This window comes from Cupriavidus alkaliphilus, from assembly GCF_900094595.1.
GTDB classification, from domain to species: Bacteria; Pseudomonadota; Gammaproteobacteria; order Burkholderiales; family Burkholderiaceae; genus Cupriavidus; species Cupriavidus alkaliphilus.
Window position 1 is genome coordinate 179,035 of the sequence record NZ_FMAD01000006.1, and the last position, 16,485, is coordinate 195,519.

The 16,485-nt window shown below is 68.8% G+C and carries 15 protein-coding genes; 10 read left to right on the plus strand and 5 right to left on the minus strand.

Going from position 1 to position 16,485, the window contains the following annotated elements; all coding sequences use genetic code 11:
• Positions 1 to 9 precede the first annotated feature (9 nt).
• Entirely contained in the window at positions 10 to 816 is an 807-nt protein-coding gene (locus GA0116996_RS14590; RefSeq protein WP_092312727.1) for a 2OG-Fe(II) oxygenase, read from the plus strand.
• Positions 817 to 823: 7 nt separating this feature from the next.
• Positions 824 to 1,906: a bifunctional DNA-binding transcriptional regulator/O6-methylguanine-DNA methyltransferase Ada gene (gene ada / locus GA0116996_RS14595; protein ID WP_092312730.1), complete on the plus strand. Its 1,083-nt coding sequence runs from the start codon at positions 824 to 826 to the stop codon at positions 1,904 to 1,906.
• Positions 1,907 to 1,919: 13 nt separating this feature from the next.
• On the opposite strand, the gene GA0116996_RS14600 is transcribed toward ada, so the two are convergent.
• Complete coding sequence (locus tag GA0116996_RS14600) at positions 1,920 to 3,656, minus strand: FAD-dependent oxidoreductase (RefSeq protein WP_092312733.1); 1,737 nt, start codon at positions 3,654 to 3,656, stop codon at positions 1,920 to 1,922.
• Positions 3,657 to 3,864: 208 nt separating this feature from the next.
• On the opposite strand from GA0116996_RS14600, the gene GA0116996_RS14605 reads away from it, so the two are divergent.
• From GA0116996_RS14605 to GA0116996_RS14615, 3 genes are all read left to right on the plus strand, one after another.
• Entirely contained in the window at positions 3,865 to 4,596 is a 732-nt protein-coding gene (locus GA0116996_RS14605; protein ID WP_092312736.1) for a YceH family protein, read from the plus strand.
• A 203-nt stretch (positions 4,597 to 4,799) separates the two neighbouring features.
• On the plus strand, positions 4,800 to 5,702 hold the full coding sequence (locus GA0116996_RS14610) for a patatin-like phospholipase family protein (RefSeq protein WP_092312740.1): 903 nt from the start codon (positions 4,800 to 4,802) through the stop codon (positions 5,700 to 5,702).
• A 116-nt stretch (positions 5,703 to 5,818) separates the two neighbouring features.
• The gene (locus GA0116996_RS14615; RefSeq protein WP_092312743.1) at positions 5,819 to 6,418 is read left to right on the plus strand and encodes a TetR/AcrR family transcriptional regulator; all 600 of its coding nucleotides are present in this window, start codon (positions 5,819 to 5,821) and stop codon (positions 6,416 to 6,418) included.
• Positions 6,419 to 6,443: 25 nt separating this feature from the next.
• Here the strand turns inward: GA0116996_RS14615 and GA0116996_RS14620 are convergent, their stop codons facing one another.
• The 3 genes from GA0116996_RS14620 to GA0116996_RS14630 all read right to left on the minus strand — a co-directional run bounded on the left by GA0116996_RS14620 (position 6,444) and on the right by GA0116996_RS14630 (position 8,499).
• Complete coding sequence (locus tag GA0116996_RS14620; RefSeq protein WP_092312746.1) at positions 6,444 to 6,950, minus strand: hypothetical protein; 507 nt, start codon at positions 6,948 to 6,950, stop codon at positions 6,444 to 6,446.
• Between the two features lie 153 nt (positions 6,951 to 7,103).
• Complete coding sequence (locus GA0116996_RS14625; RefSeq protein WP_244159874.1) at positions 7,104 to 7,874, minus strand: Hpt domain-containing protein; 771 nt, start codon at positions 7,872 to 7,874, stop codon at positions 7,104 to 7,106.
• 1 nt (position 7,875) lies between these two features.
• The gene (locus GA0116996_RS14630; protein ID WP_092312752.1) at positions 7,876 to 8,499 is read right to left on the minus strand and encodes a response regulator transcription factor; all 624 of its coding nucleotides are present in this window, start codon (positions 8,497 to 8,499) and stop codon (positions 7,876 to 7,878) included.
• 496 nt (positions 8,500 to 8,995) lie between these two features.
• Here GA0116996_RS14630 and GA0116996_RS14635 point away from each other — a divergent pair, with 496 nt between their 5' ends.
• A complete protein-coding gene (locus GA0116996_RS14635) occupies positions 8,996 to 10,954 on the plus strand; it encodes a PAS domain-containing hybrid sensor histidine kinase/response regulator (RefSeq protein ID WP_092312755.1) in 1,959 nt (652 codons plus the stop codon).
• A 10-nt stretch (positions 10,955 to 10,964) separates the two neighbouring features.
• Here the strand turns inward: GA0116996_RS14635 and GA0116996_RS14640 are convergent, their stop codons facing one another.
• Positions 10,965 to 11,438: an Lrp/AsnC family transcriptional regulator gene (locus GA0116996_RS14640; protein ID WP_092312758.1), complete on the minus strand. Its 474-nt coding sequence runs from the start codon at positions 11,436 to 11,438 to the stop codon at positions 10,965 to 10,967.
• Positions 11,439 to 11,675: 237 nt separating this feature from the next.
• Here GA0116996_RS14640 and hppD point away from each other — a divergent pair, with 237 nt between their 5' ends.
• From hppD to GA0116996_RS14660, 4 genes are all read left to right on the plus strand, one after another.
• On the plus strand, positions 11,676 to 12,755 hold the full coding sequence (gene hppD / locus GA0116996_RS14645; protein ID WP_092312761.1) for a 4-hydroxyphenylpyruvate dioxygenase: 1,080 nt from the start codon (positions 11,676 to 11,678) through the stop codon (positions 12,753 to 12,755).
• A gap of 182 nt (positions 12,756 to 12,937) precedes the next feature.
• Positions 12,938 to 14,332: an amino acid permease gene (locus tag GA0116996_RS14650; RefSeq protein WP_092312764.1), complete on the plus strand. Its 1,395-nt coding sequence runs from the start codon at positions 12,938 to 12,940 to the stop codon at positions 14,330 to 14,332.
• Positions 14,333 to 14,438: 106 nt separating this feature from the next.
• On the plus strand, positions 14,439 to 15,635 hold the full coding sequence (locus GA0116996_RS14655) for an amino acid aminotransferase (RefSeq protein WP_092312767.1): 1,197 nt from the start codon (positions 14,439 to 14,441) through the stop codon (positions 15,633 to 15,635).
• A gap of 275 nt (positions 15,636 to 15,910) precedes the next feature.
• Positions 15,911 to 16,483, plus strand: coding sequence for a 2Fe-2S iron-sulfur cluster-binding protein (locus tag GA0116996_RS14660; RefSeq protein ID WP_092312770.1), 573 nt, complete (start codon positions 15,911 to 15,913; stop codon positions 16,481 to 16,483).
• The last annotated feature ends 2 nt before the right edge of the window (positions 16,484 to 16,485 follow it).

The window sequence follows — 16,485 nt, forward strand, 5'->3', positions numbered from 1 at the left end:
AGATTCGCAGTGGGCAACAGCCAGATGCAGCAGCCGAAAATGGCAGTGGCCGGGCCGCGCCGGCCGTTCCCGCAGCCAAGTGGCGCGGATGTGGCGCGCCGGCATGAGACCGACGTGGCGACACGGGTCGACGGCATCGGCTGGGCCGCGGTCGCGCGCGAGCTCGATGACTATGGCTGCGCCGCCATCCCCGGCCTGCTGTCCGCCGTGGAATGCGACGCGCTGGCGGCCGGCTATGGCAACGACGCGCTGTACCGCTCGCGCATCGAGATGCGTCGGCACGGCTTCGGCCAGGGCGAATACAAGTACTTCCGCTATCCCCTGCCCGGCCTGGTGGCCGGACTGCGCACGGCGCTCTACCCGCACCTGGTGCCGGTGGCCAACCGCTGGAATGCCGCCATGGGCATCGACGTCCGTTACCCCGCCGCGCACCGGGACTTCATTGCGCGCTGCCACGATGCCGGCCAGTCGCGGCCGACGCCCTTGCTGCTGCGCTACGGGCCGGGCGACTACAACTGCCTGCACCAGGACCTGTACGGCGAGCACGTGTTTCCGCTGCAGGTTGCGATCCTGCTCTCGGAGCCGGGCCGCGACTTCACTGGCGGCGAGTTCGTGCTGACCGAGCAGCGCCCGCGCATGCAGTCGCGCGCCGAGGTGGTGGCGCTGCGCCAGGGCGATGCGGTGGTGTTCGCGGTCAGCCAGCGCCCGGTGCAGGGCAGCCGCGGCAGCTATCGCGTCAACCTGCGGCATGGTGTCAGCCGGCTGCATGCCGGACAGCGCTACACGCTCGGCATCATCTTCCACGACGCTGCGTGAGGCATCCATGACCCGATCCATCCGCCGTTCCGCGCAGGCAGCCGAAGCCACGCTGGTCGAACAGGATCCGCGCTGGGCGCGCGTGCTGGCGCGCGACCCGGGCGCAGACCGCGACTTCGTCTATGCGGTCAGGACCACCGGCGTGTATTGCCTGCCGAGCAGCCCGTCGCGGCTGCCGCATCCGGCCAATGTCGAGTTCTTCGACAACGCCGCCGCGGCCGAAGCCGCCGGCTACCGCCCCAGCCGCCGTGCGGCGCCGCCCGCGCTGGCGGCACGGCACGCGGCCGTGGTGGCCGACGCCTGCCGCCGCATCGAGGCCGCCGACGCCGTGCCCACGCTGCCGGAGCTGGCCGGCGCCGCGGGCATCAGCCCCTACCACTTCCACCGCCTGTTCAAGAGTGCCACCGGCCTGACCCCGCGTGCGTACGCCGCCGCGCATCGGGCCAGGAAACTGCGCGAGCAACTGGAAACCAGCGACTCCGTGACCGAGGCCATCTACGATGCCGGGTTCGGCTCCAACAGCCGCTTCTACGAGACCTCCGACGCCGTGCTCGGCATGACTCCATCGCGCTACCGCGCGGGCGGCGCCGACATCGATATCCGCTTTGCCATCGGCCAATGCTCGCTGGGCGCGATCCTGGTGGCGCAGAGCGAGCGCGGCGTCTGTGCAATCCTGCTGGGCGACGATCCGCAAGCGCTGCTGCAAGACCTGCAGGACCGCTTCCCGCGCGCCAACCTGATCGGCGGCGACGCGCACTTCGAACAGCTCGTGGCCCAGGTGGTCGGCCTGATCGAAGCGCCCTCGATCGGCCTGGCGCTGCCGCTGGACGTGCGCGGCACCGCGTTCCAGCAGCGCGTATGGCAAGCGTTGCGGGAGATCCCCGCCGGCAGCACTGCGAGCTACGCCGAGATTGCGGCCCGCATCGGCGCGCCGCGCGCGGTGCGCGCGGTGGCGCAGGCGTGCGCGGCCAACCACCTGGCGGTGGCGATTCCCTGTCATCGCGTGGTACGCAGCGACGGCGACCTGTCAGGCTATCGCTGGGGCGTGGCGCGCAAGCGCGAACTGCTGGAGCGCGAGGCGCAGGGGTGAAGCCGCCCGCCGCTCAGTAGGAGGCAGGCGCCTGGATCTTTGCCAGGTAATCGTGGATCTGCGCCACCACCGCCGCGCCTTCGCCGACTGCGGCGGCAACGCGCTTGGTCGATCCCGCCCGCACATCGCCAATGGCAAACACCCCCGGCACGCTGGTCTGCAGCGGATACGGCACCGCCGACGCGCAGCCCAGCGCGCCGCCGCCGGTGCGCACGAAGCCCTTGTCATCGACCTCGACATGGCAGGTGCGCAGCCACGTCGCATTCGGGTCGGCACCGATGAAGAGGAACAGATGCCGCACCGCCATGGTGACCGGCGCGGGATGCTCGGCGCGGCAATCGTAGTGCACCGCGCTGAGCCAGCCGTCGCCGTCCAGCGCGCTGATCTGGGCATGGGTATGCAGCGTGATATTCGGCAGCGCGGCGATGCGGTCGATCAGGTAGCGCGACATGGTGGCGGCCAGGCCCGGGCCGCGCACCAGCATATGCACGTGCGCCGCATGCGAGGCCAGGAACACCGCCGCCTGCCCGGCCGAATTGCCGCCGCCCACCAGCATCGCCGGCTCGTTCTTGCACAGCTTGGCTTCCACCGGCGAGGCCCAGTAGTAGACCCCGCGGCCTTCGAAATGCTCGAGCCCGGCGATGCCGGGGCGGCGGTACTGCGCGCCGGTGGCAATGACTACGGTATGGGTCGGCACCATGCGGCCGTCGGCAAGCTCCAGCCGGATCGGGTCGGCCCCACAGTGCAGTGCCTTCACTTCCAGCGGAATCGCGATGTGCGCGCCGAACTTGAGCGCCTGCACGAACGCGCGGCCGGCCAGCGCCTGTCCGGAGATGCCGGTCGGGAAACCCAGGTAGTTCTCGATGCGCGCGCTCGCGCCCGCCTGCCCGCCCGGCGAGCGGCAATCGATCACCGCCACCGACAGGCCTTCGGAGGCGGCATAGACCGCCGTCGCCAATCCGGCCGGCCCGGCGCCGACCACCACCACGTCATAGACATGGTCAGGGTCGAACTCCGGCAGCAGGCCCAGGCACGACGCCAGCTGCCCCTCGTCCGGGGCGCGCAGCACGCGGCCGTCGGCGCAGATCACCAGCGGAAAGTCGCTCGCGGGGGCGTTGGCGTAGTCGAGCAATAAGGAGCAGTCGCGGTCCGCGTCGATATCGATGACGGTGTGCGGGTAGCCGTTGCGCCGCAGGAAGGCCTGCAGCGCCAGCAGTTGCGGCTCGGTGCCGTGGCCCACCAGCACCGGGCCGCTGCCGAACTCGATCAGCCCCACGCGGCGCAGGATCAGCGCGCGCATGATGCGCTCGCCCAGTTCGGCCTCGGCCACCAGCAGCGCGCGCAGCCGGTCCGGCATGATTACGTAGCCGTGGGTCTCGGTGACGGCGACGCCGTCGACCAGTGCCGGCCGGCCGGCCAGGGTGCCGACCTCGGCCAGGAAGTGCCCGGGCCCCTGCTCGGTGATCTGGTGTTCGCGCCCCAGGCCGTCGCGCCGCATCACGCGCACGCGGCCGCTGGTGACCAGGTACATGCCGCGCCCGGACTGGCCGATGGCGAACAGCTTCTCGCCCGCATGCCAGCTCTGCGGCGTGCCGAAGCGGCGCACGCGCTCCATCTCGTCGGCGGTCAGTTGCGGGAACATCTGGTGCCAGCGTGATTCCAGCGTGGAGTACGGTGCCTCCAGGCCGCCACCGGCCTCTGCGCCCGGCTCCGCTTCGACCGCCATTGCCTCCGCCTGCAAGTTCGCCATGCTGCCCCCCTGATGACATCGGTACCCACCGGATCGCGCGTATCCCGGCCGCCGCGGCGCGGCCTATCGATAGTAGACGGCGCGACGGGGAATGCGAGGCCGTGGGGCGCCGACAGTTGCGTATTGCGCCGGCTTGGGATTGAATGTTCGCCTCGGCGCTCCGGCCAGCCGGTACCGGCGCCACCACTGTCAGAACACTGAAGACTTGATGCCATCCACCCCTGAATCCGATCCGACCCCGCCCAGCGACCGTCCCGCGCGCCCGGCATTGCGCGCCCTCACGCCAGTCGAAGGCCGCGTGCTGGGCGTGCTGGTCGAAAAGCAGCACACCGTACCCGATACTTACCCGCTGTCGCTCAACGCGCTGGCTTCCGGCTGCAACCAGAAGACCGCGCGCGCGCCGGTGATGAATGTCAGCGAGGCTGAAATCCTTGAGGCCATCGACGGCCTCAAGGGCCTGAGCCTGGTCTTTGAAGGCAGCAGCAGCCGCGTGCCGCGCTTCGAGCACAACATGCAGCGCGCGCTCGGCGTGCCAAGCCAGTCGGTCGCGCTGCTGGCGATGTTGCTGCTGCGCGGGCCGCAAACGGCCGCGGAACTGCGCCTGAATACCGCGCGCCTGCACAGCTTTGCCGACATCTCCTCGGTCGAGGCCTTCCTCGACGAGCTGGCCAGCCACACGCCGCCGCGCGTAGTGCGCCTGCCGCGCGCCCCTGGCGCCCGTGAAAACCGCTGGATGCATCTGCTGAGCGGCGAAGCCAGCGCCGCGGCGGCCGCAGAAGACAGCGGGCGTGGCGCCGACGACGACGCCGCACCGTCGGCCGAACTGGAACAGCTGCGCGCCGAGCAGCAGGCGCTGACCGAAAAAGTGGCAAGGCTGCAAGGCCTGGTCGAACACATGGCCGCGCAGCTCGGCATCTCCGCCGACGAGTTCCTGGGCTGATCCCCGGTACCACCGCCCCGCCGGAAGCGCTGCCCTGCCCTTGCTGGCCCAAGCCCGCGGGCGGGGCAAACTCATGGCGGTTAATTGCACTATTAATCAAAAAAACACGCCCGCCGCGGTGGCAGGCCGGACTGTCGGATGGTCCGTACGTCGCCTATCCTTTTGCACAGGACGCCGACAAGCCAGGGGAGACCGCCGCAGCCATGGACAAGACAGCCTTTGTATTCGCCGGCGGCGGAAGCCTGGGTGCGATCCAGGTGGGGATGCTGCGTGAACTGGCGGCCTGGGGCGTGACGCCGGACATCGTGATCGGCGCGTCGGCCGGGGCCATCAACGGCGCCTACTTTGCCTGCAACCCGGGCGTGGACGGCGCGCAGCGGCTCGACGCGCTGTGGCGCGCGATCCGGCGCACGGACATCCTGCCGTGGAGCTGGCGCAGTGTGTGGAACATGTTCGGTGGCGGCCGCGGCCACCTGGTGGAGGCCACGGGTTTGCGCAGCCTGCTGGCGCGGCATTTCGGGCCGCGCCAGCTGGAGGCCGCCGAACTGCCGCTGCACGTGGTGGCGACCGACATGCAGAGCGGCGACGAAGTGGTGCTGTCCAGCGGCAGCATCGTCGACGCGGTGCTGGCCAGCGCCGCCATTCCCGGCGTGTTTCCGCCGGTGCAGCTGGCGGGCCGTACCCTGATCGACGGCGGCGTGGCCAACAATACGCCGGTGTCGACCGCGATCGGCCTCGGCGCCACCCGCGTGATCGTGCTGCCGGCGGGCTTTACCTGCGCCGAGCGCCGCCCGCCGCGCGGCGCGCTGGAGCATGCGTTCAACGCGCTCTCGCTGCTGGTGGCGCGCCAGCTGGTGCACGATCTGCAGCACTTCGCCAGCCAGGCGCAGATCAGCGTGGTGCCACCGCTGTGCCCGCTCGATATCTCGCCCTACGACTACTCCCGCTGCGGCGAACTGATCGACCGCGCCGCCGCCACCACGGCCGAGTGGCTGCGTGGCAAGGGCCTCGACACCCCCCGCATTCCCGGCGCCCTCGCCCCGCATTCGCACGACGAGACGGCACCAAGCTGCAGTGCCGACATTCCGGCGGCAGCGCCGCACTGAAGCACCTGCTGTGCGCCGAAGGTCCGCGGCGCGGGCCTGCATTTTCGCGTTGGATCCACGCGCCACCGTACCGGGGGCAAGAAAAGCCGTCCCGCGCGATTGCTACAATCCGGCCCATGCCCAGCCAAGCCGAACGCAGCGCCAGTACCCGCCAGTCCCTGATCGACGCCGCCGCGACCCTGCTCATCGAGCAAGGCTACGCGGCCTTTTCCGAAGCGCGCGTGTGCGAGCTGGCGGGCACCAGCCGCGGCTCGCTGCGCCACCACTTTCCGGAAGGGCGTTACGACCTGCTGCCGGCCATGCTGAAGTCGCTGCTGGAGCGCGAAGCCGACCGCCTGGCAGCCCTCGGGCCGCTGGGCCCGTCACTGCGCATGCACCTGATGCTGCATGTGCTGGCAAACCGGCCGCGACGGCATGCCTCGCTGGCGATCCTGGAGGTGTGGATGGCAACGCGCGGCGACATCCGTCTTGCCCGCGCCGTGCACGAACCGCTGGCGGCGGTGCCGCAGCGGCTGTTCGGCCAGCCGCCGGACGCACCGCCCCAGCCGGAATGGCTGGCGCTGCGCTGCTTCCTGCACGGCGCCACCTTGCACAGCTTCGCGCCGGACTATGACGCGCAGCAACTGTCCGAGGCCGTGCGCTGGCTGATCGCGCAGCTGCCACGGCCCGACGGCCTGGACGCGGTGCTGGCCCGCATGCTCGACCAGCACCGCTAGCGCGCTGGCCCGCGCGATTGCACACTCAAGGCAGCCGCGCCAGCAGCCGGTCGTGCAGCGCGGGCGGCAATGCCAGCCGACCCTTGCGGCCCGGCGCAGCCGGGTCGAATACCACCCCCTGCCCGTCCCAGCTGAGCCGCACCGGCCCGGTACTGGTGAAGGTGCGATGGGCCAGCACCCGGTCGCGTTCGGCGCCGTAGATCCGCAGCAAGATCCGCTCGCCGCCGAGGTAGCAGTATTCCGCGGCGTAGCGGGCCGCGGCATCGACGGCCGGCACACGGCGGCAGTTGTGCGCGCCGGCCCGCTCGGTAACGCCGTGGCCGTAGACGATGGCGGTCCAGATCGCGCCGACCGCCAGCACCCGGCCGGCGCTGACCAGCAGCATGCGCCGGGCACGCGCCGGACGCCCATGCGGCGAGGCCATGACATAAGCCACCGCGCGGAACGCAGCCAGTCCCAGCAGCAGCAGCGCCACCGCGGCCAGGTGGAAATAGACCGCCGACTCCGGCATTGACGCCATGATATGGGCCATCCCTGCGCTCCTCCCCGTAAATGCCTGAAGCCACAGCCGGCAAAGGCCGGGCAGCATCCGGCATTCAACCAGTCCCGGACAAAATAAATCGGCGTGATTTATTCCTGATAATCAATAATGCACGCGTTATCCCCATTCAATGCACCAGAATAATCAAGCGCCGGCATCACGCCAATTCGGTGTATTCCCGCTGTGCTGTTTTTCGGGGGCATTCTCGGAATGATTTGCGGAAGGCAGGCTGGCCAGCAGCCCTAGCAGCCGTGCCGCGGTTGGCGCCACGATCGCTGCCAGCGCCGCGGCCGTGGCTGCATCGCCATCGCGGGCGGCATGCTCGAGCCGCTGCGCCGTCAGCCGCAGCGCATGGCAGCCGACGTAGTGGGCAGAGGCCTTGAGCCGGTGCGCGACGCCCCGTAATGTCTCCAGCTCAGGCCCGGCCTGGCGCAGTTGCGCCAGGTCATCGCGGGTCGAGCTCACCAGCGCCTCCAGCAGTTCCCTGGCAAATGCCGGATTGCCGAAGGTCTGCGCGGCAATGGCCCCGGCGATGCCGGCAGCCTCGCGCGCGGACAGCGCCACGTAGTGCTGGCCGGCCAGCATGGCGAGCAACGTCGCTTCGGTGACCGGCGCGGGCAGAGTGGCCACGCCGGCGTCTGCGCCAGCCGTCGGCACCGCGCCCAGCGGCAACACCATGGCGCAGACCGCGCCGCGGGCGCGCCATGCCTGCAGCGGGGATGGCACTCCGGCAGCGGCGCTCGCCATCACCAGGTCGACATCGGCGGCCATATCCGCCACCGGGGCGCTTACACCGATCTGCACCGCGAAGCCGAGGTCACGCAGGATGCGCGCGGCATCCGCCAACCAGCCCGGGTCGCCGGCGGGGTCCAGCAACAGGGCCCTGGGGCGGGACTGCGCTTCGGCGGCGTGCACGCTATCCCACCGCAATATGGTGGCGCCGCGCAAAATCGATGACATCGACAATCGATTTTGCGCCCAGCTTTTCCATCACCCGGGTCTTGTGCGTGCTCACGGTCTTGTTGGAAATAAACAGTACCTGCCCGATTTCCTTGTTCGACATGCCCCGCGCCAGCATCTGCATGACCACCAGTTCCTTGTCCGACAGCGAGGCCAGGCGCTCGGCTTCGTCAGCCAGCCCGGATTTGCCGTGGTCGATCTCCGGCATCACCGTATAGCCCGCCAGTACCGACTCCGTGCACCGCACGATTTCAGCCAGTTCCTGCGTCTTGCTGACAAAGCCGTGGGCGCCGGCATGGCGCGCGCGGGGTGCGAAGACGTTCTGGTCCTGGCCCGAGATGACCAGGATGCGCACCGTGGGATGGCTGGCCTTGAGACGCGGAATCACGTCCAGCCCGTTGATCTTGGGAATATCCAGATCCAGGATGACCACGTCGGGCAGGTATTGCCGCACGATCTCGATGGCCGCCTGGCCATTGTCCGCCTCGAGCACGTGGGTGACGCCCAGCACCTGGGAAAAATGCGTCTTGAGTACGGCGCGCACGGGCGGGTGGTCATCGACGATCAGGATTGTGGTCAAACTGTACTCCGTTGCAAACATGGCGTTTCCCGCGCGAGCGGGCACATCATTGTGCTAAGCCTTTACGCCTTACGAAACCAGAAATTTCCGAGGCACGGGTGGTTTCTTCTGAAAGGCCGCGCTTGCCATAGCGGCGGCGCCGTTCATGTGATGCACCGCAAACGTGCTGGCATTGCAGTGCCTCCGTCATGCTTCCCATCGCGCCGCAAGCGGGCCCAGATTGTGTTCTATATGTGGCGCGGCCGACGGCAAAGTGCCCGCGATTTCGAAATTTCCGTATCAATTTCAGATTCGTCCTAATGAGTTGGCGGGCCCGGGCCCCTAGAGTGAAAACACTTCACCGACCTCGCCAACCCGCTTGCCGTTCCGTCCGCTCTCTTCTGTTTCGCCACCCGTCACCACGCGCCTGCTTCGTGCCGCTGTCGATGCCACCCAACCCGCCCGGGCCCCGGCACGGACCAGCCGGAGCGCGCGTGCGCGGCGGCTCGGGTGCGCCATGGCCCTGGCCATCGGCCTGTCGCAGGGCGCGGTGACCGCAGCGCTGGCGGCAAGCGTGCCGGCATCTGTCCAGGCGCCGGCGCCGGATTCGCATGCGCAATGGCTGGGCTGGTCCACCGGCGTGCTCTGCGTCCTCACCCCATGCCTGCTGGCGTGGATCATCGCGCTGTACCGCGAGGTGCGCCGGCGCCGGGCCGCGGAAATTGCCCTGAAGGACCACGTCGCGATCCAGACCGCGTTGCTCGATGGCATTCCCCAGCCGGTCTATCTGCGCGATGCCCGGCTGCGGCTCGTCGCCTGCAACCGCAGCTATGAGGAACTGCTGGGCGCCACGCGCGGCACCCTGCTGGGGCAGCCGCTGGACGCCTTGCAGGCGTCACACCCCCTTGCCCTCGACCTCGCGGAACTGGCGCACGACTACCGCCAGGTCATCGACAACGGCGCGCCGCTGCGCGCGGACCGATGCCTGCGCCTGGGCGACCGCACCCTGCATGTGCTGAACTGGCTGACCCCGCTGCGCGGCGCCGACGGCACCGTCAAGGGCCTGGCCGGCGGCTGCGTCGACCTGACCGAGCGCCACCAGATGCTGGCCGAGCTGGCCCAGGCCAAGACCGAGGCCGAAGCCGCCAACCGCGCCAAGTCCGCTTTCCTGGCGTCGGTCAGCCACGAGATCCGCACGCCGATGAATGCCATCACCGGGATGCTCGAGCTGACGCTGGCGCAAAGCCATCTGCCGCACGAGCAGCGGCTGCAGCTGGTCACCGCGCACAAGTCGGCACTGGGGCTGCTGGCGCTGATCGATGACATCCTCGACCTGTCCAAGCTGGAGGCGGGCAAGTTCAGCATCCATCCGGCGCCCGCGTCGCTGTCAGCGCTGGTCGACGATACCCTGCTGATCTTCGGGCCCGTGGCCGCGCAAAAAGGCCTGCCCCTGACCAGCGGCGTCAGCGCCGCGCTGGCGCCGCTGCATCAGGTCGACGCGCTGCGCCTGCGGCAGATCCTGGCCAACCTGGTGTCCAATGCGGTGCGCTTTACCGACCGCGGCACGGTCCACGTCCGCCTGGATGCGCAGGCGCCCTGCGACGGCGTCCAGCACGTCATGCTGACCGTTTCCGACACCGGCGTCGGCATTCCCCTCGAGGCCCAGGCCCGGCTGTTCCAGCCGTTCGAGCAGGCGCACGGCTGCGCGCGCACTCATGCCGGCGGCACCGGGCTGGGGCTGGCGATCTGCCGGCGCCTGGCCACGGCCATGGGCGGCCGCATCACGCTCACCAGCCAGCCGGGCCGGGGCACGCGCGTGGCGGTGTCGCTGCCGCTGGCCATCGCCAGCGCGCCGCAGCCGGCCGAAGCGGCCGAGCCGGCGCCGCCGTTGCCCATGGCCGGTTGCCCGCGGCGCAACGCCGGCATCCTGGTGATCGACGATCACGCCCCCAACCGCCTGTTGCTGCAACGCCAGCTGGAGCACCTGGGCCACCGCGTCAGCACGGCGCGCGATGGCCGCGAAGCCCTGGCCGCGCTGGACCGCGGCAGCTTCGATGTGATCGTGTGCGACTGCGCCATGCCGGTGATGGACGGCCTGGCCTTCACGCGCGCGGTGCGAGCCCGCGACGACCCCCACCGCTGCGTCCCCATCGTAGGCTGCACCGCCAGTGCCGTGGCCGGCGACCACGCCGCGGCCCTGGCCGCAGGCATGAACGCCGTGGTGGTCAAGCCGGTGGGCCTGCAGGCGCTCGATGCCGCCGTGGCGCAGGCCTGTGGCGGCCTGCCGCTGCCGCCCGGGGCGCCGGAGCCGGAACCCGCCGGCCCCGCCCACGGGCAAGACCCGGCGCCGCCCAGCGGCACGATGACCGGCGGCAACTCCCGCTGCGATGCCGCGCCGGGCGCGCGGGCATCATGGTGCGCGGTCTGCCGCGCGATGAACGTGCAGTGCGACCGCATCGATCTGCCCGAGGACTGACCGGCCCGCTTCAGGGCTCCATCGGCACCGCGCTGGTGCACTTGATCTCGTCCAGGCACACGCTCGACTTCACGCCGCTGACGCCGGGAATGCGCATCAGCGTATCCAGCAGGAAATCGGACAAAGACTTCAGGTCGCGCGCGACCACCTTCAGCACGTAGTCGATATCGCCGGTCACCGAGAAGCACTCCTGGATCTGCGCCAGTTCCGCCACCAGCCGCTTGAAGTTGGAAAGGTCGCGGATATGTCCGCGCTCCATCGTCACGTGGATAAAGGCCACCACGCCGAAGCCCAGCGCCGCGGCATCCAGCCGTGCCTCGTAGCGCTTGACCAGCCCGGCTTCTTCCAGCCGGCGGTGGCGCCGCAAGGTCTGCGCCGGCGACAGCGCGATAGCCTCGGCCAGTTCCAGGTTGGATGCCCGCCCGTTCCCCTGCAGCACCCCGAGCAAGCGGCGATCGGTGCGGTCCAGCTCGATTGATTGCACTTCGGTTTCCTCATCTCAAGTATTCAGGAAATCAAATTTCATAATCTAGGGTTTCCCTGCCTGTTTTACGAAATCCAATTTTGCCGCCCCGAATATACACTGCATCCCAAGCAAGCGCACCGCAAACCCGTGCCATCACGGGTCTGGTGCCGAGCCGGCTGGCCCCGGCGCGACTGCGCAAGCAAGTGCTGAAGCCACAATATTATTTCCCGCCCCTACGTTCTTACCGAGAAAGCCATGGCCGACCTGTTTGACAATCCGATGCAGCTGATGGGCTTCGAATTCGTGGAATTCGCCTCGCCCACCCCCAACCTGCTTGAGCCGCTGTTCGAGCAGATGGGCTTCACGCTGGTGGCAAAGCACCGCTCCAAGGACGTGGTGCTGTACCGCCAGGGCGAAGTGAACTTCATCGTCAACCGCGAGCCGCACAGCCACGCCGCCTACTTTGCCGCCGAGCACGGCCCCAGCGCCTGCGGCATGGCTTTCCGCGTGAAGGATTCGCACAAGGCCTACGCCCGCGCTCTGGAGCTGGGCGCGCAGCCGGTGGAAATCCCGACCGGCCCGATGGAGCTGCGCCTGCCGGCAATCAAGGGCATCGGCGGCGCGCCGCTGTACCTGATCGACCGCTTCGAGGAAGGGAAGTCGATCTATGACATCGACTTCGAGTTCATCGAGGGCGTCGACCGCCACCCGGTCGGCCACGGCCTCAAGCTGATCGACCACCTGACCCACAACGTCTACCGTGGCCGCATGGCCTATTGGGCCAATTTCTACGAAAAGCTGTTCAACTTCCGCGAAATTCGCTATTTCGACATCCAGGGCGAGTACACCGGCCTGGCCTCCAAGGCCATGACCGCGCCGGATGGTAAAATCCGCATTCCGCTGAACGAGGAATCGTCCAAGGGCGCCGGCCAGATCGAAGAGTTCCTGATGGCCTTCAACGGCGAAGGCATCCAGCACATCGCCTTCCTGACCGACAACCTGATCGAGGTCATCGACCGCCTGCAACTGGCCGGCGTGCCGCTGATGACCGCGCCGAACGACTACTACTACGAGGCGCTCGACACCCGCCTGCCCGGCCACGGCCAGCCGGTCGAGCAACTGAAGTCGCGCGGCATCCTGCTGGACGGCACCACCGAAGGCGGCAAGCCCCGTCTGCTGCTGCAGATCTTCTCCAAGACCGCGCTCGGCCCGGTGTTCTTCGAGTTCATCCAGCGCCAGGGCGACGAAGGCTTCGGCGAAGGCAACTTCAAGGCACTGTTCGAGTCGCTGGAACGCGACCAGATCGAACGCGGCACGCTCAAGGTCGAGGCCTGACCGGCATCGGCCTTTCCTGACCGGCCGCCTTCGTCGGCGCGCCGGTCCGGCAACGCGCACGCCCCGCGCGGCAGACACCCTGCCGCGCGCGCGGCGACGACCCCCAGGCCCAAGCGTCCGACTCCGACAAAAGCCAGAGACGCGGGCCCGCATTCCATGAGAATGGGTAGAGGAAACACTGCATGCATTCCAGCAACAACGACGGCTCGCTCAAGCGCGGGCTGAAGAACCGTCACATCCAGCTGATCGCGCTGGGCGGCGCCATCGGCACCGGACTTTTCCTGGGCATCGCCCAGACCATCAAGATGGCGGGGCCCTCGGTCCTGCTGGGCTATGCCATCGCCGGCATCGTCGCCTTCTTCATCATGCGCCAGCTCGGCGAGATGGTGGTGGACGAGCCCGTCGCCGGCTCGTTCAGCTACTTCGCCGACAAGTACTGCGGCCACTTCGCCGGCTTCCTGTCGGGGTGGAACTACTGGGTGCTGTACATCCTGGTGAGCATGGCGGAACTCTCCGCCGTCGGCATCTACGTGCAGTACTGGTGGCCGGAGATTCCCACCTGGGTCTCGGCGCTGGCGTTCTTCGTCATCATCAACGCGATCAACCTGGCGAGCGTGAAGTCCTTCGGCGAGATGGAATTCTGGTTCTCGATCATCAAGGTCGCGGCGATCATCGGCATGATCGGCTTCGGCGGCTACCTGCTGCTGTCCGGCAACGCCGGCCCGCAGGCCAGCGTGGCCAACCTGTGGCAGCACGGCGGCTTCTTCCCCAACGGCATGGGCGGCCTGGTGATGGCCATGGCGGTGATCATGTTCTCGTTCGGCGGCCTGGAGCTGGTGGGCATCACCGCGGCCGAGGCGGACTCGCCCGAGAAAACCATTCCCAAGGCCACCAACCAGGTGATCTACCGCATCCTGATCTTCTACGTGGGCGCGCTGGCAGTGCTGCTGTCGCTGTACCCGTGGGAGAACGTGGTCACCGGCGGCAGCCCGTTCGTGCTGATCTTCCACGCGCTGAACAGCAACTGGGTCGCCAACGTGCTCAACGTGGTGGTGCTGACCGCGGCGCTGTCGGTCTACAACAGCGGCGTGTACTGCAACAGCCGCATGCTGTACGGCCTGGCCAAACAGGGCAACGCGCCCAAGGCACTGCTCAAGGTCAACCAGCGCGGTATCCCGCTGACGGCACTGGCGTTTTCGGCCGTGGCCACCGCGGCCTGCGTGGTGATCAACTACTTCATGCCGGGCAAGGCATTCGAGATGCTGATGGGGCTGGTGGTGTCGGCGCTGATCATCAACTGGGCCATGATCAGCCTGATCCACCTGAAGTTCCGCGCCGACAAGCGCAAGGCCGGCCAGGCCACGGCGTTCCAGAGCTGGGGCTATCCGCTGACCAACTACCTGTGCCTGGTGTTCCTGGCCGGCATCCTGGTGGTGATGTACCTGACCGAAGGCCTGCGCCTCTCGGTGTACCTGATCCCGGTGTGGCTGGTGGTGCTCGGCGTAAGCTATCTGGTGCGCCAGAAGAAGGCCGGCGCCGCGCTGCAAGCCGGCGTGGCCGCGCAGCAGCTGCGCTGAGCCGCCAGGCGGCGCCCGCAGGCCGCGGGCGCCGCCGGTTAAAATCCCGGGCTGCGCGGCGTCTTGCGCCGCGGCAGCCGCCCCCGACCCAACTCCATCGCATCCCATGTTCGCACACATCGAGGCCTTTCCCGGCGATCCGATCCTCTCGCTCAACGAGGACTTCCAGCGCGACCCGCGCACCGACAAGGTCAACCTGAGCATCGGCATCTACTTTGACGACGACGGCCGCCTGCCGGTGATGCAGGCCGTGGCGCAGGCCGAGGCCGCGCTGCTGGCCGACATGGGTCCGCGCCCGTACCTGCCGATGTCGGGCCTGGCGGCCTACCGCAACGCCGTGCAGGCGCTGGTGTTCGGCGAGGACTCCCCGGCGCGCGCCGCCGGCCGCATCGCCACGCTGCAGACGCTGGGCGGCTCGGGCGCGCTGCGCGTGGGCGCCGATTTCCTCAAGCGCTACTACCCGCAGGCGCAGGTGTGGATCAGCGACCCCAGCTGGGAAAACCACCGCGTGGTGTTCGAGCGCGCCGGCTTCACCGTCAATACCTACCCGTACTATGACGACGCCACCGGCGGCCTGAAGTTCGACGCCATGATCGACGCGCTGCGCGCGATCCCGGCCGGCAGCATCGTGCTGCTGCATGCCTGCTGCCACAACCCGACCGGCGTGGACCTGAACCAGGACCAGTGGCGCCAGCTGATCGCGCTGCTCAAGGCCAACCAGCTGCTGCCGTTCGTCGACATGGCCTACCAGGGCTTCGGCGCCGGCCTGGAAGACGACGCCTTCGCCATCCGCGAACTGGTGGCGCAGGACGTGCCCTGCCTGGTGGCCAACTCGTTCTCGAAGAACTTTTCGCTGTACGGCGAGCGCTGCGGCGGCCTGAGCGTGTTCTGCAACACCGCGGCCGAGGCATCGAACGTGCTGGGCCAGCTGACCGGCGCGGTGCGCGCCAACTACAGCAACCCGCCCACGCACGGCGCGCGCGTGGTGGCCAGGGTGCTGACCACGCCCGAACTGCGCCGGCTGTGGGAACAGGAACTGGCCGAGATGTGCAGCCGCATCGCGCGCATGCGCGAGGCCATCCACCACCACCTGCGCGACCATGTCAGCGGCGAGGCGCTGTCGCGCTACCTGACCCAGCGCGGCATGTTCACCTACACCGGCCTTACCGCCGACCAGGCCGAAAGGCTGCGCGAGCAGCATGGCGTGTACCTGCTGCGCTCGGGCCGCATGTGCGTGGCCGGCCTGAACGAGCGCAATGTCGGCATCGTGGCCAAGGCCATCGGCAGCGTGCTGAAGGGCTGAACCCGGCCTGCATAGGCTCATGGCGGCGCCTCCGGGCGCCGTTTTTCGTTTGCGGCGCCAGGTTTCGCTGCCACGTATCGCCGCACGTATCGCCGTACGTATTTCCCAGCGTAATTTCTACACGCACCGCGTGGCGTTTTTGACGCTTGCCGCACCGCGTTGCCGTACCGCCCGTGGCGCCATGGCCGGGGCGCTGCCCGGCACTGAACTTGCAGCCTTCCGGTATTCCCGGCGCCCTCTGACGGCCTGCCGGGACGCAGACAGAAGGCTCGCCCATGTCCGAAGACAATGTTCCGGCCCATTGCAACGCCACTGCCCCGCCAGGCGCGGCCACCCGCGCGGTCACGCTCCATGTCAACGGCAAGCCTTGCACGCTGCAACTGGAGCCGCGCTGCACGCTGCTCGACGCGCTGCGTGAAATCCTCCAGCTGACCGGCGCCAAGAAGGGCTGCGACCGCGGCCAGTGCGGCGCGTGCACGGTGCTGGTCGACGGCCGCCGCATCAACGCCTGCCTGACGCTGGCGGTGATGCAGGAAGGCCGCCACATCACCACCATCGAAGGCCTGGCCAGCGGCGACACCCTCCATCCGATGCAGCAGGCCTTCGTTACCCACGACGCGCTGCAGTGCGGCTTCTGCACCCCCGGCCAGATCTGCTCGGCGGTGGGCATGATGGCCGAGGCTCGGGCCGGCCATGCCAGCGCGGTGCAGCCGCTGAGCCCGCCGCCGTTGCCGCTCGGCGACGACGAGATCCGCGAGCGCATGAGCGGCAACCTGTGCCGCTGCGGCGCCTACCCCAATATCGTTGCCGCGGTCCGCGCAGCCTGCGGCACGGGCGGCGGCAGCTAAGG

Coding starts and splice junctions, on each gene's coding strand:
- hppD (WP_092312761.1), top strand. CDS start 11,676: ATGGCCGACCTGTTTGACAATCCGATGCAGCTGATGGGCTTCGAATTC.
- GA0116996_RS14600 (WP_092312733.1), bottom strand. CDS start 3,656: ATGGCGAACTTGCAGGCGGAGGCAATGGCGGTCGAAGCGGAGCCGGGC.
- GA0116996_RS14610 (WP_092312740.1), top strand. CDS start 4,800: ATGGACAAGACAGCCTTTGTATTCGCCGGCGGCGGAAGCCTGGGTGCG.
- GA0116996_RS14660 (WP_092312770.1), top strand. CDS start 15,911: ATGTCCGAAGACAATGTTCCGGCCCATTGCAACGCCACTGCCCCGCCA.
- GA0116996_RS14650 (WP_092312764.1), top strand. CDS start 12,938: ATGCATTCCAGCAACAACGACGGCTCGCTCAAGCGCGGGCTGAAGAAC.
- GA0116996_RS14620 (WP_092312746.1), bottom strand. CDS start 6,950: ATGGCCCATATCATGGCGTCAATGCCGGAGTCGGCGGTCTATTTCCAC.
- GA0116996_RS14655 (WP_092312767.1), top strand. CDS start 14,439: ATGTTCGCACACATCGAGGCCTTTCCCGGCGATCCGATCCTCTCGCTC.
- ada (WP_092312730.1), top strand. CDS start 824: ATGACCCGATCCATCCGCCGTTCCGCGCAGGCAGCCGAAGCCACGCTG.
- GA0116996_RS14615 (WP_092312743.1), top strand. CDS start 5,819: ATGCCCAGCCAAGCCGAACGCAGCGCCAGTACCCGCCAGTCCCTGATC.
- GA0116996_RS14605 (WP_092312736.1), top strand. CDS start 3,865: ATGCCATCCACCCCTGAATCCGATCCGACCCCGCCCAGCGACCGTCCC.
- GA0116996_RS14635 (WP_092312755.1), top strand. CDS start 8,996: ATGGCCCTGGCCATCGGCCTGTCGCAGGGCGCGGTGACCGCAGCGCTG.